General features: G+C 44.2%; 9 protein-coding genes and 1 pseudogene. 4 read left to right on the top strand and 6 right to left on the bottom strand.

Going from position 1 to position 15,917, the window contains the following annotated elements:
• Positions 1-111: 111 nt before the first annotated feature.
• The 5 genes from rpsB to NBH16_RS13515 form a co-directional block, all read right to left on the bottom strand.
• The gene (gene rpsB, locus NBH16_RS13535; protein ID WP_005859482.1) at positions 112-948 is read right to left on the bottom strand and encodes a 30S ribosomal protein S2; all 837 of its coding nucleotides are present in this window, start codon (positions 946-948) and stop codon (positions 112-114) included.
• A gap of 140 nt (positions 949-1,088) precedes the next feature.
• Complete coding sequence (rpsI, locus tag NBH16_RS13530) at positions 1,089-1,475, bottom strand: 30S ribosomal protein S9 (RefSeq protein ID WP_005859484.1); 387 nt, start codon at positions 1,473-1,475, stop codon at positions 1,089-1,091.
• A 5-nt stretch (positions 1,476-1,480) separates the two neighbouring features.
• Complete coding sequence (gene rplM, locus NBH16_RS13525; protein WP_005859486.1) at positions 1,481-1,936, bottom strand: 50S ribosomal protein L13; 456 nt, start codon at positions 1,934-1,936, stop codon at positions 1,481-1,483.
• 195 nt (positions 1,937-2,131) lie between these two features.
• Positions 2,132-2,764 (bottom strand): porin family protein, encoded by a 633-nt coding sequence (locus NBH16_RS13520; RefSeq protein ID WP_008777864.1) that lies wholly within the window; start codon positions 2,762-2,764, stop codon positions 2,132-2,134.
• A 331-nt stretch (positions 2,765-3,095) separates the two neighbouring features.
• Complete coding sequence (locus tag NBH16_RS13515) at positions 3,096-6,290, bottom strand: DUF6383 domain-containing protein (RefSeq protein WP_250788727.1); 3,195 nt, start codon at positions 6,288-6,290, stop codon at positions 3,096-3,098.
• 761 nt (positions 6,291-7,051) lie between these two features.
• Between NBH16_RS13515 and dnaE the strand changes: the two genes are divergently transcribed.
• Both dnaE and trxA read left to right on the top strand, forming a co-directional pair.
• Positions 7,052-10,855 (top strand): DNA polymerase III subunit alpha, encoded by a 3,804-nt coding sequence (dnaE, locus tag NBH16_RS13510; RefSeq protein WP_250788726.1) that lies wholly within the window; start codon positions 7,052-7,054, stop codon positions 10,853-10,855.
• 87 nt (positions 10,856-10,942) lie between these two features.
• Entirely contained in the window at positions 10,943-11,260 is a 318-nt protein-coding gene (gene trxA, locus NBH16_RS13505) for a thioredoxin (protein WP_005867529.1), read from the top strand.
• Positions 11,261-11,320: 60 nt separating this feature from the next.
• Here trxA and mnmC2 read toward each other — a convergent pair whose 3' ends face one another.
• The gene (mnmC2, locus tag NBH16_RS13500; RefSeq protein ID WP_005867528.1) at positions 11,321-11,983 is read right to left on the bottom strand and encodes a tRNA (5-methylaminomethyl-2-thiouridine)(34)-methyltransferase MnmC2; all 663 of its coding nucleotides are present in this window, start codon (positions 11,981-11,983) and stop codon (positions 11,321-11,323) included.
• A gap of 70 nt (positions 11,984-12,053) precedes the next feature.
• On the opposite strand from mnmC2, the gene NBH16_RS13495 reads away from it, so the two are divergent.
• Both NBH16_RS13495 and NBH16_RS13490 read left to right on the top strand, forming a co-directional pair.
• On the top strand, positions 12,054-14,447 hold the full coding sequence (locus tag NBH16_RS13495; protein ID WP_005867527.1) for a TonB-dependent receptor: 2,394 nt from the start codon (positions 12,054-12,056) through the stop codon (positions 14,445-14,447).
• A gap of 132 nt (positions 14,448-14,579) precedes the next feature.
• Positions 14,580-15,800 (top strand): annotated as a pseudogene (locus tag NBH16_RS13490) (ATP-binding protein); the annotation flags it as partial.
• Positions 15,801-15,917: the final 117 nt, after the last annotated feature.

Genomic DNA, 15,917 nt, shown 5'->3' with positions numbered 1-15,917 from the left:
CTTTCAAAAATTGACAATGGACAGTTGCCAATTGACAAATCCTGTCAAAAGCCAACTGCCCATTGTATTTGTATTCTAATTGTCAATTGTCAACGTCAATTGTCAATCGAATTATTCTTCGTCTTTCGCGAACTTACCGGCAACGTTAGCGTTCAACGCATCGTCGTCTTCTTTCTTCGTACGTTCTTTCTTAACAGCAGCTTTTGCCTTACGCTCTCTTTTCGGAGCTTCCTCAGCAGCCTCTGCGTCAATTTTCTCAGCCTTACGCTCTTGCAAGCCTTCGTTCATAGCCTCGCAGATAGCGCCCAAGATAACCTCTACAGACTTTGTAGCGTCATCGTTAGCCGGGATAACGTAGTCGATATTGTTCGGATTAGAGTTCGTATCAACCATACCGAATACAGGGATACCCAAACGGTTAGCCTCGCGAACAGCGATATGCTCTTTCATCACGTCTACAACGAACAACGCTGACGGAAGACGAGTAAGGTCTACGATAGAACCTAAAGTCTTCTCCAACTTAGCGCGTTGGCGAGTGATTTGAAGTTTTTCTCTCTTAGAAAGATTATCAAATGTACCATCTTTTGTCATCTTATCGATAGTAGCCATCTTCTTGATAGCTTTACGGATCGTCGGGAAGTTGGTCAACATACCACCCGGCCAGCGCTCGATAACGTAAGGCATACCTACGGAAGCAGCCTTATCAGCGACAACTTGTTTAGCTTGTTTTTTGGTAGCCACGAAAAGAACTTTCTTGCCTTGTTTAGCCAAGTTCTTCATAACTTCAGCGGCTTCGTCTACTTTAGCAACTGTTTTATAAAGGTCAATGATATGAATACCATTGCGCTCCATGAAGATATAAGGAGCCATAGCGGGATTCCACTTTCTTTTTAAGTGTCCGAAGTGTACACCAGCCTCTAATAATTGATCAAAATTTACTCTTGACATTGTTTTTTTCTTAAATCGTTTACTTTCTTTGTTTAATTTCAACCATCAGGTAGTCTTTCCGCATGTCCACATGTAAAAAGAATCCCGATAATTTAGATACTAAACGCTTCGCTTTACTTGTAAGGGACTCACAAATAACATTAACGTTTACTGAACTGGAATCTCTTACGAGCTTTCGGACGACCCGGTTTCTTACGCTCAACAGCACGAGGATCGCGAGTTACGAATCCTTCCGCTCTTAAGACAGCCTTATCTTCCGGATTAATCTTTATCAACGCACGAGAGATAGCCAAACGGGCAGCCTCAGACTGACCTTTGAAACCACCACCGTCAAGGTTGATCTTAATATCATATTGCTCAGCGACGTTCAACTTTGCTAACGGCTGCTTTACGATAAACTGAAGGATTGAAGAAGGAAAGTATTTTTCCAGCTCACGTTTGTTGATCGTGATCTTTCCCGTACCTTCGCTAACGAATACGCGAGCGACTGCCGCTTTACGTCTTCCTATTGCATTTACTACTTCCATCGTGATTATTTATATGAGTTTATATCGATTAACTTAGGTTGTTGAGCCTCGTGCTTGTGCTCAGTTCCCTCATAAACGTACATGTTGTTCAACAACTTTGCACCCAGACGGTTCTTAGGCAACATACCTTTTACTACTTTACGGAACAGACGGTCGCCACCTTTCTTCAAAAGATCAGCCGGAGTATACTCGATCTGTCCACCGGGATATCCGGTATATCTCAAATAAATACGATCGTTCCACTTGTTACCAGTCAGAACGACTTTGTCTGCATTGATGATGATTACATTATCACCACAGTCAACGTGCGGAGTGAAATTGGGTTTGTACTTACCGCGCAAAAGCTTCGCTACTTTAGCGCAAAGGCGACCTAACGTCTGGCCTTCAGCATCAACAATGACCCACTCTTTGTTTACAGTTGCCTTGTTTGCAGAAATGGTCTTAAAACTTAAAGTATCCACTGCTTAAAAATTAAATTAATTAATAACTCAAAAAACTAGCCTTACCAACATTGTCACAACGGACACATGATGCAACAACGTGCTAAGAACTAAACTCTTAGTACAATTTGATAATAATCGGCTTGCAAAGGTACGGGTTTTATCCGAAATACCAAACAAATCTAATTATTTTTCAAGTTATTATGAAGATACTCATCACTTACGGAAGTAATACCCCAAAGAGAATGTCACGTTATTTTGATAAACGGAAGTCTCGCCGTCACGCTTCAAGGCACGGCGGTCTATCATGCCGCATAGGGAACTTACGGAAAAGAAAAAGTTACTATATTCTACCGATAGGCCGACATTCATGCCAAAGTCGCAAGGTTTCAAGTCCTTCTCATCGGACACGCCGAAATGGAGATCCGGATTGGTCTCCCGGCTCTTCATCTTGCCAAACAAGGACCAATCAAAGGTAGGACCGGCGAATACGGACAGATGAACGTCCGTGAAGGTAAATGTATAAGCCACATTCACGGGAATCTGCAAAGAGTAATACCAACATTTATTATGAAGCGCCATCCCATGTATATCCTGATTCGAATAATAAGCGCCACCTTGGTTCACGAACGCCACCTCAGGACGAAGCGACCATTTTTTATTCTTGCTCAAAGGAATATCCGCCAAACCCGCTATGCTGAAACCGAAGCGGGCTCCCGCCTCATACGTATCCTCCACCTTCTGGATCAACGAAGAATAAGCGCCTCCGGCACGTACGCCGAAAGAAACCTGAGCCATCGCCGGTAAAATCATCATCACGGCAATCAACAACAATCCGATCTTTCTCATAAACTTCCTCATTTGCTTTTCCTTCTAATAGTAAGCAAAGATATACATTTTTCAATAACATCTACATTTATCCTACTGAAACATACAGGAAAGCTATATAAAAAGTATAACTCATGAAAGGGGCACTCAAAAGTTAGCCCCGATCGCGGAAACGACCGAGGCTATTTTTTCACACCTTCCCTCCTCACGGAGGTAACGGCAGATGAACTTTAATTTATTACTTTAGTATTAATATTAATCCATTCCCGCCTGTTCGCCCTCACGGGGTACTTGAATCACTACAACTCCCGCAGGAATGATTTTCGATTTATGTTATTTATCGTCATTATTCTTATTTAACGACTGCCTTAACAGCTTCCTCGCCTTCTACAGACACCACAACGATACCTGCCGGAGCAGCGATCGTAGCGTCATCGGAAGTAAGAACCGTGCTAGCTACAACCTTACCAAGAACGTTTGTGATTACCACGTTCTTACCAGCTGCGCCTTGGATCTCAACGGTACCGTTGCCAGCGATTACCTTAACGCCTTCTGCTGCGTCTGCGATAGACTCGTTAGCTGTAGGATCGCCTGTAGTGATAGTGAAGCGCATTGCTTTCTCCTTGCTACCGCTCCAAGACAACTGGTCGTTGAAGCTATACAGATAAGAACCCTTCTTGGCTACAGAACGGATACGATATTCGTTCTCATTGTCCTCGCACTGGATGATCTGAACCTTGAAGTAATCCAAGCCACCTAATACGCCCTCATCATCAGCCTCTTCAGCCACGGAAACCTTGTTACCCTTAACGACCGTAGTCAAAGTATCCTTAGTCTCCCAAAGAGTGGCCGGCTTGAAGATCGCCTTTGTCTCACCCTTGATCCACTCATACTTTCTGTCGTATGTACCATCTGCGACATAATAGTTTACAGAGTCTGCCGGGTTGAACAAGAACAATCTGTCACCATTCTCAACCGTACCCTTGTTAGAGATATAGAAAGAAGGAACAACAGCGTCCTCATCGGTTACTTGCAAGTAGAATGAGTATTGATTCTCGTTTACCACGATACCATCGCGATTCTCGTTCATGGAGATATAGTTACCCTTATCGCTTACCAAGGAGATATGACCTTCCTCTGCCGGGTAGCTGATCTCCGGTGCTTCTACGATCAAGTAGGTGTTCAATAACCAATCTTGTTGTGTAGAAGTTGACGGCCATGCGTAAACTGAAGACGGAGTAGTATATTGACATTCGTCGATAGAAGCCTTATAAGTAGCGTCTACAACAGACTTCGTATTCTCATCCAAAATTGAAGCGATAGAACTGTCTGTGTCACCCACCGGAATCAAGTAAACAGAACCATCGGCGGCTAGCTTGATCACGAACTTAGCTTGACCTTCATTAACTAACACTTCCTGTTCTGTTACATTAGTTACAGGAGTAGTTCCTTGCGGGAAATATTTATCAGTCTCGATACCATCATTGATATACTGCAACTGATAAACATAAGCGTAGCCCTTATCTGCTCTAGCCTGTACCGTCACGCGGCCATCCTTATTGTAAACGAAACTGCGCTCGATGATCGTACATTTTTTATCATCTTTCACCAATTGCCATTGAGCGGCATCGGATACCTCGTTAGCGAACTTACCGTTCTTGTTCAATTCATATCTAGTCAATGGGCTTGCTTGTTTCTTAGCTGCCACATACCACTTATTGGAAGTCTCGTTGTTATCGCGAGCGAAAGCCATCGTCACCAAAGTCTCATCGTCTAGGTTCAAGAAACCTGCGTACGGATCAACCTCAGCCGGAGTCAACTCGACGATCAGTTGTTGCATTTCAGCGACTTCACCCTCTGTCTCATTGTATGTGTTCGCGTCTACATAGATAGCGGTAACCTTTTTGCTCTTTGTGGACAATTCGTAAACGTTCTCGCCCAGATCAGCCTTCGGGAACAAGCTTGCTGTGAAATACTCGCCGGTCTCACGGTTCGTGAATGTCACCTCATACTCATTGTCTACGCTGGAGATAGCCCATTGATAAGCCGGAGTCTCCAATTGAGAAAGAACCTTAGCCTTAGCTACCAACTCGAATTGAGAAGCTTTAACGGCGTTCGTCAAGTACTTGCCGTATACGCTCTTGATGTCTTTCTTGTCGATGTTATCGGTAGATGACCCAAATTCCTTACCGTCTAAGATACGGATCGTGTAAGCGGCGACCTTAGCCTCCGTGTTCAACAACTCGATACCTTTCTTCATACCGGCGGCAGCCAACTTGAAGATGAACTGGTCATCTGTAGCATGTGTAGTGGTCAGATAGTACTTGTCACTATGTTTCAACACATGTAACTTAACAGGCTTAGTAACGTGCTTAGCCTTGCTAGCTTGCTCACGATAACGGAAATCATCAACGTTCAACTCATACGGATAAGCGTCCACATAGCTCTTTTGCACACGGAAGTTAGCGTTATTGATAGAGATATCGTTACCTGCTGTCATCCAAGCATTATCCGAACCTTGATAGAAGTTCAAGTCGCTGACTTTCACCTCTGCCAAAGCGAAACCATCACCAGAGGCACGTCCCGCATTTGTAGCCTCAACGGTCTCCGTTGAGCTTACGACCAAGATCGTAGCGTTCATCCATTCTTTATAATCAGCACCATCTTTCGGAGCGTTCTCTGTGAAGAAATACATACCCGGCTCGATCCTCAAATCACTAGTATTACCCGAATAAGAAGGATACTGAGTAGCGTCAACTTCAATAGCGGTAGATACATAGCGAGCTACCACCTTCTTCGTATTGAACAAGTTGCCGATCGGCTCCTCGGTTTGATCCGTATCATAAGGCTTGGAAGCGAATGAGAATCCAGAAGTGTTATATAATGCGTTCAACTCGGTAACATCCTCAAGTTCCTCGGATTTAACCTCATAGAACACAGGAGCAGAGATCGTAGTAGTAGAGACCAATGGGCTGCCAGACCATGACAGACCGTTCCAAACAGTCACACCCGCTTTATAGGCAACCATGTACTTATTAGAGGCAGAATACTTCGCACCAGTGGGAGTAGAAGTGACAGTACCTGTATTCTCAAACACGAAATCCTTAAAGGTATCCTCGGCTTTCGCTGCCGGGTCTGTCTCTATCGCATTATATGCGCTGTTGTATCTCAACGCCTTTCCAGTCTCCGCATTGGTGAGGGTATAAGAGAAGAAACCTCTCGGAGCCTCTGTCACGCTGACCGTCCAAATGTACTTCTTAACGCCGTCTTTGCTATCGCTGTCATCGCAAAAAATCGGAGTGTTTATAGCCTCCCCTACCTCAACAATCTTACCGGTAGTAGTGCTTATTTCATGACCATAGGCTAGCGATGAAGAGGCATCTACCATCACATATCGAGCCCCGTTTTTCAGTTCATTCGCTACTGTAGATCCGATTCCGGTCAAATCTTTAATGGAAACCGTCGGCGTCTGAGCGAAGGCACTACCGCACAGCGACCCCGCCACAAGCAGACCCGCCGTTAACAATGTAGAAATCTTTCTGTTCATAATTTAGAATTTAATATTAATAATAGTGTTAATTAAGCACTTAGCTATTTTCTGATAGCAGACTACCGTTAGAAAACGACTAGTCTAAACCATCGTTTAGATCTTGCGTTTTTAAAGAAGGAAAACGGGAGGTTCGTTTACGGAATCGGTTGTTTCGTAAAGGATAGGCTATCCTATTGATAAGAAAGCGAATAAGGGATGAAAAAAATAGCCCGGAAGGGTTGCAGAAGTCAAAGAAACGCGTACCTTTGCAAATGACTAATTAAAACGATCGTTTAAATCAATCATTTTTCTCTTCTATTATTTAATGTACATGCGTACATTATAAATACACCATCGAATAATCAACAAAAGTAAGATCACCTTTTGCGATAGATCGGAATATTAGTTTCCTTTGTTCTAACAAAATGACACTTTGTAAACAGAACTCCCTGAGATTCGCTTTTTCCAAGCATAAGTACAGTATAAAACGGCTTTTCACACAGAAAAACGCCATTCATAACTATCTTCCATCCGCTAGTTCGAGCACCTCACGAAAACCTCCTGTCACGATATACGGCTTATATCAAGCAAAATATCAATACAACATCTGTTTATATAACATATAGATTCTATAGAATCACACATATTATAACCTCATTATATCCTTCAGAAAACACGTACGTGTTTTTTTAAAAGCAAAACAACCTCTCTCGTACTAAAAAATATTTCCTACCTTTATGCACTTATTTCAATATGCACCAGACTATACATTAATATATATGGAACCGTTTATTCATTTACACGTACATACCCAGTATTCCTTGCTGGACGGACAGGCATCCATCGACGCGTTGATCGACAAAGCGTACAAAGACGGAATGCGTGCGATCGCCGTAACAGACCATGGCGTTATGTTCGGTATCAAGGAGTTTTTCAATAAGGTTAGCAAAAAGAACAGTAAACCTCTCGGGATCATCAAGGACTCCGAGAAAGAACTAAAACCGCTGCTGGCCAAGGATGCGCCAACCGATGAGGAACAACAAAGGATAACGGAACTACAAAAACAAATCGCCGAAGCGAAAGCTTCCATCTTCAAGCCGATCATCGGGTGCGAATGTTATTGCGCTCGCAACGGAAGGCATAGCAAGCTGGCCTCGCAAGACGACCGTAGCGGCTGGCACTTGATCGTTCTGGCCAAAAATAAGAATGGATACAAGAACCTGATCAAGATGGTATCCCTCTCATGGACGGAAGGATTCTACGGACGTCCGCGTATTGACAAAGAGTTGTTGGAGAAATATCATGAGGATCTGATCATCTGCTCCGCCTGTTTAGGAGGAGAGATCCCACAGCATATCATGCACGGACGAATTGATAAGGCCGAGGAGTCTATCAAATGGTTCAAAAACTTATTCGGAGAAGACTATTACCTTGAGATGCAACGGCACGAGACACACGACCCCAACGCCGATTGCACGATTTTCCCGCATCAACAAGAGGTGAACAAGGTACTGATCGAACTTGCTCACAAACATAATATCAAGCTAATCGCCACCAACGACGTCCATTTCGTCAATGCCGACGACGCTGAGGCTCACGACCGCCTGATCTGCCTTAGTACCGGCAAAGACTTGGACGACCCCAAGCGTATGCGCTACTCCAAGCAAGAATGGATGAAGACAACCGCCGAGATGAACACCATCTTCGCCGATATCCCCGAAGCTTTGAGTAATACGCTCGAGATAGCCGACAAAATAGAATTCTACTCCATCGACAGCGGTCCTATCATGCCGACTTTCGCCATTCCCGAGGAGTTCGGTACCGAGGAGTCCTACCGTCAGAAATTAACAGAGCATGATTTATTTGAGGAATTCACCCGAGACGAGAACGGTAATGTCGTATTAAGCGAGGAAGAGGCGCACTCCAAAATCAAGAAATTAGGTGGATACGACAAACTATACCGCATCAAGCTGGAAGCCGACTATTTGGCGAAATTGACATACGATGGAGCCAAGGAGCTTTACGGAGACCCCTTGAACGATGAAGTAAAGGAGCGTCTGAACTTCGAGTTACATATCATGAAGACCATGGGTTTCCCCGGCTACTTCTTGATCGTGCAAGATTTCATCCGTGCCGCTCGTGAGGAACTCGGCGTATCCGTAGGACCGGGACGTGGTTCGGCCGCCGGATCTGCCGTAGCTTATTGCTTAGGGATCACCAAGATCGATCCGATCAAATATGACCTCCTGTTCGAGCGTTTCTTGAATCCGGACCGTATCTCCCTCCCCGATATCGATACCGACTTCGATGATGATGGCCGTGGCGAGGTCTTACGCTGGGTAACGGAGAAATACGGTGCCGAGCGTGTGGCTCATATCATTACTTATGGTACGATGGCTACCAAGTCCGCTATCAAGGATGTCGCCCGGGTACAGAAATTACCGTTATCCGAATCGAACCGGTTAGCCAAATTGGTTCCGGATAAGATCCCTGACATGAAGAAGTTCAAATTGGGCGACGCCATCAAGTATGTGCCGGAACTAAAAGAGGCGGCTAACGGAAATGATCCGCTGGCACGGGATACCTTGAAATACGCCCAGATGCTGGAAGGCAACGTCCGTAACACGGGTGTACACGCCTGCGGTGTCATTATCGGACGTTATGATATATCGGATGTCGTACCTGTCAGTACGGCGAAAGACAAGGATACCGGCGAGGAGATGCTGGTTACCCAATACGAGGGTTCCGTGATCGAGGAAACCGGATTGATCAAGATGGACTTCTTGGGCTTGAAGACCTTGTCCATCATCAAGGAAGCGATCGAGAACGTGAAACTGACTACCGGACATGATCTGGATATCGACCATATCAGTCTGGAGGACCCCAAGACTTATAAATTGTATTGCGACGGAAAGACAACCGGTACATTCCAGTTCGAGTCCGCCGGTATGCAAAAGTATTTGAAGGAGTTGCAACCTTCTAAATTCGAGGACTTGATCGCCATGAACGCCCTGTATCGCCCGGGTCCAATGGATTACATCCCTTCTTTTATCGCCCGTAAACAGGGTAAGGAAGAGATCAAGTACGACATTCCCGTCATGGAACGCTACCTAAAAGATACGTACGGTATTACGGTCTATCAGGAGCAGGTCATGCTTCTATCCCGTTTGCTCGCTAACTTCACGCGTGGTGAGAGTGATGCCTTACGTAAGGCGATGGGTAAGAAGTTGATCGAGAAGATGAACCATTTGAAGTCTAAATTTATGGCTGGTGGTCAAGCCAACGGCTATAAAGAGGAAACTTTAAACAAGATCTGGTCCGACTGGGAGAAGTTCGCCTCATACGCATTCAATAAGAGTCACGCTACTTGTTACTCATGGGTGGCTTATCAGACCGCTTACTTGAAAGCGAACTTCCCGTCCGAGTATATGGCCGCCGTCTTGAGCCGAAGCTTATCCAATATCACGGATATCACGAAGTTCATGGATGAATGTAAAGCGATGGGTATTCAAGTATTGGGACCGGACGTGAACGAGTCTATCTTGAAGTTCAGCGTAGATAAGAACAAGAACATCCGCTTCGGGCTAGGCGCCGTGAAAGGCGTAGGTGAGTCAGCCGTACAAAATATCATAGAGGAACGCAAGAAGAACGGCCCGTACAAGAGTATCTTCGATTTCGTAGAACGGGTGAACTTGACCGCTTGCAATAAGAAAAACATAGAGTCCATGGCTTTGGCCGGAGCGTTCGATAACTTCGGTATCCTGCGTGAGCAGTTCTTCACCGACAGTGGAAAAGGGGAATTGTTCTTGGATACCTTGGTTCGCTATGGTAACAAATACCAGATGGATAAGAGCACGGCAGTCAACTCTTTATTCGGTGGAGACGCCTTGATCGCCATCGCTAAACCGGAGATCCCGCAATGCGAGCGTTGGAGCGATCTCGAACGCCTAAATAAAGAGAAGGAGTTGGTCGGTATTTACCTATCCGCCCACCCGTTGGATGAATACCGTATCATATTAAAGTATGTATGTAATACCGGCATGGTAGAACTTAACGAGCGGGAAACCTTACAAGGCCGGGAGGTTTTATTAGGTGGTATCGTCACCGGTTTCCGGGAAGGAATGACCAAGAACGGAAAGCCTTACGGAATCTTGAAGATCGAGGATTTCACGGGTAGTGGCGAGATCCCTCTTTTCGGACAGGATTATATCGAATACAGCAAGTATGGTAAAATAGGGATGTATCTCTTGATCACAGCCCGTGTAGAGCCTAGCCGCTGGGACCCCAATAAACTGGACTTCAAGATTGGTACCGTCAACCTTTTGCAAGACGAGAAAGACAAGCTGATCGAGAAAATCAGTATCACGGTCCCGATCCATGATTTGGACGAGCCGACTATCAATGAGCTTTCGGTATTGATCAAGAACAATCCGGGCCATAGCCTGTTATATTTTAAGGTTGTCGATGGGGAACATAATATTTCCCTAAATCTCTTCTCCCAAAATATCCGCTTAAACGTGACCCGTGAGCTGGTAGACTTTTTACAGGAGAACGAGAATATCGATTTTAAAATTAATGGTTAAAGTTGTACGACGCTGAAAGAATTTGTACTTTTGGCGTCATAACAATCATTAGATTATAATTCATAATTAAATAATACGTAATTCAAAATGGCACTACAAATTACAGACGCTAATTTCGAGGAGTTGGTTAACTCCGGAAAGCCCATGGTTCTTGACTTTTGGGCAGAATGGTGTGGCCCTTGCCGCATGGTATCTCCTATCATTGATGAGTTGGCAACCGAATACGAAGGTCGTGTGACGATCGGTAAAATGAACGTTGACGAGAATGACGATGTAGTCGGACAATTCGGTATCCGCAACATCCCTACCGTTCTTTTCTTCAAAGACGGTAAGATGGTTGATAAAGTAGTAGGCGCTACGGCTAAGGATAAGTTCGTAGAAAAGATCGAGGCAATGCTTAAATAATTGAAAGTTGAGAATTGAGAATTGAAAATACCGAGGAATACGCTCTGTAACTTTCAATTCTCAATTTTTAATACCCCTAAGTATATGTCGCTTGCCCGGAGGACCGGGAAGACGGCTCATCTCAAAACCAGCCGCTTGCATACCTCTGCGTACCTCTCCTTTTGCGCAATAGGTTACGATCACTCCGCCCGGTGCGGTATGAGCATACAAACGATTATAGATTTCCTGATTCCACATCTCCGGTTGTTTCTCGGGCGCAAATGCGTCGAAATAGATCAAATCGATATCATCCGGTAGTTCACAGGCGTTACTATTTCCTTCTATTTTATGAAGTGTAAAGCGCTCTGAGATTGAAACGGGAGTATTCCACTCCGCCTCATGCAAGGCTAAGAATAACTCTTTTCTCTCCGGCCAGATCAGCTCCCCATAATTCAAGGCACGAATCGTATCTAAAGGAAGCGGGTATAACTCCACGGTATGATAATCAATATGATGTGCTTGAGATAGCTCGACATCCTTCAATGTCAAGAAGGCGTTCAGCCCTGTACCGAAGCCAACTTCCACGATTCGGATAAAGTCTTTCTCCTGCGCATGCAATCCCGCCTCAATAAATATATGTCTCGATTCCTGCAACGCCCCGTTCACGGAATGATAATGTTCATCCATCGCCGGAATATATAGCGTATGGCTTCCATCCGCCGTTATCTGTAATTCTTTCTCCATATGTATGCAAAGATAATACATACGAATCAGAATAATACTTATCTTTACCGCTATAAATATGATATAAGATATGGATAGACGCCATCTTTACTTCTTACTATTCTTATTATGTACCATACAAGCCGCTATCGGTCAACAGCGCTCCTTCTCTATCAAGGGAGTTGTAAAAGACGCATCGAGCGGACAGCCGATACCTTTCGCTAACGTAGTGGTATGGAACACGACGCAAGGGGCGGTCACCGATTCCACCGGATTATTCGAGATATCCGGCATATCACCCGGAAGCTATCGTCTCCAATCCTCCTTTCTGGGATATAAGCCATTCGTTACCGCCGAATTCAGACTAGCGAATAAAGATATATTCTTCCCGATCGAGCTAGAGGAAGCCAGCCAGAATCTGCAAGAGGTTAGCGTAGTAGCCTCTCCGTTCCGTAAAACCGCCGAAAGTCCGCTAGGACTCCGTGTAATCGGTTTCAAGGAGATAGAGAAAAGCGCGGGAGGAAACCGGGATATCTCCCGGGTAGTACAAACCTTTCCCGGAGTAGCGTCCACGGCAGCGTTTCGTAACGACTTGATGGTAAGAGGAGGAGGTCCCTCGGAAAACCGTTTCTTTTTGGATGGCGTAGAGATACCGAATATCAACCATTTCTCTACCCAAGGAGCCTCCGGAGGTCCGGTCGGTATTATCAATCCCGATTTTATCCGGGAGGTCAACTTTTATTCGGCCGCATTCCCCGCATCCAAGGGGAACGCTTTAAGTTCGATATTGGATTTTAAACTACAAGATGGAAATAAGGAAAAATTCTCATTGCGAGGAGTCCTAGGAGCCTCAGATATCGGTGTGTCCGCTAATGGACCGCTAGGAAAAAAGACCACTTACCAAGTGTCTGTTCGTCGTTCTTACCTTCAATTCCTTTTCGATATGATCGGCTTGCCGTTCTTACCTACTTTCACGGATGCCCAATTCAAGATTAAGCACTCCTTCAACCCCAAGAATGAGCTTACAGTTCTCGGATTAGGGGCGATCGATGATATGAAGCTGAATACAGGAATGGAAGACATGAGCGAGAAAAACCAATATATCCTCTCTTACTTGCCGGTCGTAAAACAAAAAACGTATACCCTTGGAGCGGTTTATAAACACTACGCCCGTAAAAATCTCTACTCGGTCATTATCAGCCGTAGCCAGACCAACAATAAGAATATTAAATACAAAGACAATGACGAAAGCAAGGAAGAGAATCTCTCCTTAAATTACCGTTCGGATGAGATCGAGAATAAGTTCCGAACGGAAAACACGTTCCGCTTACCATTCATTCAATTGAATGTCGGAGGAAACATCGAATACGCCCAATACACGAATGACACCTATCAAAAGCAATTTACCTCTATCCCCCGTACCATCGTATATCAAACAGACCTTGGCATATGGAAGTGGGGTATCTATGCCACGGCTATTTATGAGAGTTATAACGAGCGGTTTACCGCCTCTTTAGGTGTTCGTGCGGACGCAAACAATTATTCCTCGGATATGAATAATTTGTTAGATCAGTTATCTCCTCGCCTATCCTTATCCTACCGCTTGTCCGATCCGCTTTATATAAACGCGAATATCGGACGCTACTACGAGCTTCCTCCTTATACGACATTGGGATTCAAGGATAATGAAGGTAATTATGTAAACCGGACAAATCATTTAAGCTATATCCGAAGCGACCAAGCCGGATTAGGCTTGGAATACCGTCCTACCTCATACTTGAAATTCACGGCCGAAGGATTCTATAAACATTATGATCGTTATCCGATGTCCATACTCGACAGTATCCCACTCGCGTCGAAAGGTACGGACTATGGTGTCTTGGGAAATGAGGCCGTATCGTCTACCGCTACAGGGCGAGCTTATGGGCTTGAGATCATGGGACGTTGGTATAATTATAAAGGGCTTACTTTCATCGCGTCCTACACTTTGGTAAGAAGCGAATTCAAGGATGGGAGAAATATGGACACTTATCTTCCCTCGGCTTGGGACAATAAGCATCTGTTCACGTTTAGCGGGACTTATTCTTTACCCAAGAACTGGGACGTAGGCGCCAAGTTCCGGGTAGTAGGAGGCGCTCCCTATACGCCTTACGATGTAGAAAAGAGTAGTTATGTAGAAGCTTGGGACGCTAATAACGGGCTATACTATGATTACAGCCGGTTTAACAGCGAACGGCTCAAGCCATTCACGCAGTTAGATATCCGTATCGATAAAACATTTTACTTCAAAAAGATCATGCTTGGAGCCTATATCGACATCCAAAACATATTGAATTCCAAATACAAAGAGCAAGACGTATATATCAAAACGGGTAAAATTATCAACCCGGAAGCTCCCATATATGAACAACGGTACGAATTAAGACCGATAGAACGTCTTACAGGAACGCTTCTCCCAAGTATCGGAGTGATGATCGAGTTATAGATTTTAGGCGTAATAGATTCTTTTTATTTTGAATTTCAGCAATTAATCATAAATCTTTTCTATTTTTGTGGACTGTATGAACAAAAAATAGTACTTTAATCGCAAATAAGCACATGAATAGGTAGGTAAAGAATGACATTATTAAAATACTACATACGATTCGTACTCTTTATCGTGTTAAGTCTGGTCTTTTCTTTCCACTTATACGCTACAGATAATGCAGGCCCTATTTTAATCATTAGCTCCTACAATCCCGATACACGTAATACGACCGCCAATATTTCCGAGTTTATGGAGGAATATAAGCGGGGAGGTGGTATCTCGCCGGTGGTTATCGAGAACATGAACTGTAAGAGCCTCCCGGAAGCCCCCTTATGGGACGGTAAGATGAGAGGTATATTGGATAAATATAAGGAAAATAACACTCCTCAGCTTATCATAATCTTAGGTCAAGAGGCATGGGCTTCTTATATCTCCCAAGAATACAAGCCTGATATACCGGTTTTATGCGGTATGATCAGTAAGAATGCGATCTTATTACCCGACTCGGATTTAAATGTCGCCGAATGGGAGCCGAAATACATCGATATCCAAGAGTACGTAGATAAAGGTTTACACCTTGGCGGATTCTTGTATTCTTATGATGTAAAAGAAAACATCCGGTTAATACATAACCTATATCCTAAAACTCAAAATATAGCATTAATCACCGATAATACCTACGGTGGTTTAGCTATGCAGACCTTGGTAAAAAAGGAAATGGAAAATATCAAGGATCTGAACTTGATATTACTGGATGGAAGAAAGAATAATATCTACACCATTGTTGAGCAAATCAAGAACCTGCCGGATCAGACCGTGATATTGATTGGTACATGGCGTGTAGACGTGAACGACGGGTATTATGTTGGAAATGCCACGTATACCATGATGACCGCCAATCCCAGAATCCCGACATTCACATTGGCATCCGTCGGCATAGGGCACTGGGCCATCGGAGGTTTCAGTCCCAAATACAGGCCTATAGGTTCCGATTTGGCGAAAGAGGCTTTAAGTATATTGGAGAAGAAAATCGCCCCTAAAGATATCCATCCACAAATCATTCCCAATGGATATATGTTCGACGCTTCAAAGATCAAGGCTTTTGATATCAGCAGATTGTCATTGCCCCACGACGCTACTATTATCAACGAGGACCCGAGCCTATTCTCCAAATACAGGTTCGAGATCTTGCTAAGCGTAATCACCGTATTATTTATTTTCCTGATTATGATATTAATCTTCTTTATCCGGACCAATAAACTGAAAGATAAGTTATTGGATCTACAGAAGGATAATATACTAATCATGAACTATAATAAGAAAATTGAATACGGTTAACGATAATTAGCATGATTATGCAATTTATCGTGCATGGAAAGCTCGTCGGGGCTGACAGCTCAGCCCCTTGCCGCATGGCGTTCCCTCCGC

It is taken from the genome of Parabacteroides sp. Y3-G-102, assembly GCF_023656845.1.
GTDB classification, from domain to species: Bacteria; Bacteroidota; Bacteroidia; order Bacteroidales; family Tannerellaceae; genus Parabacteroides; species Parabacteroides distasonis.
This window is presented reverse-complemented; position numbering and strand designations above follow the sequence as displayed.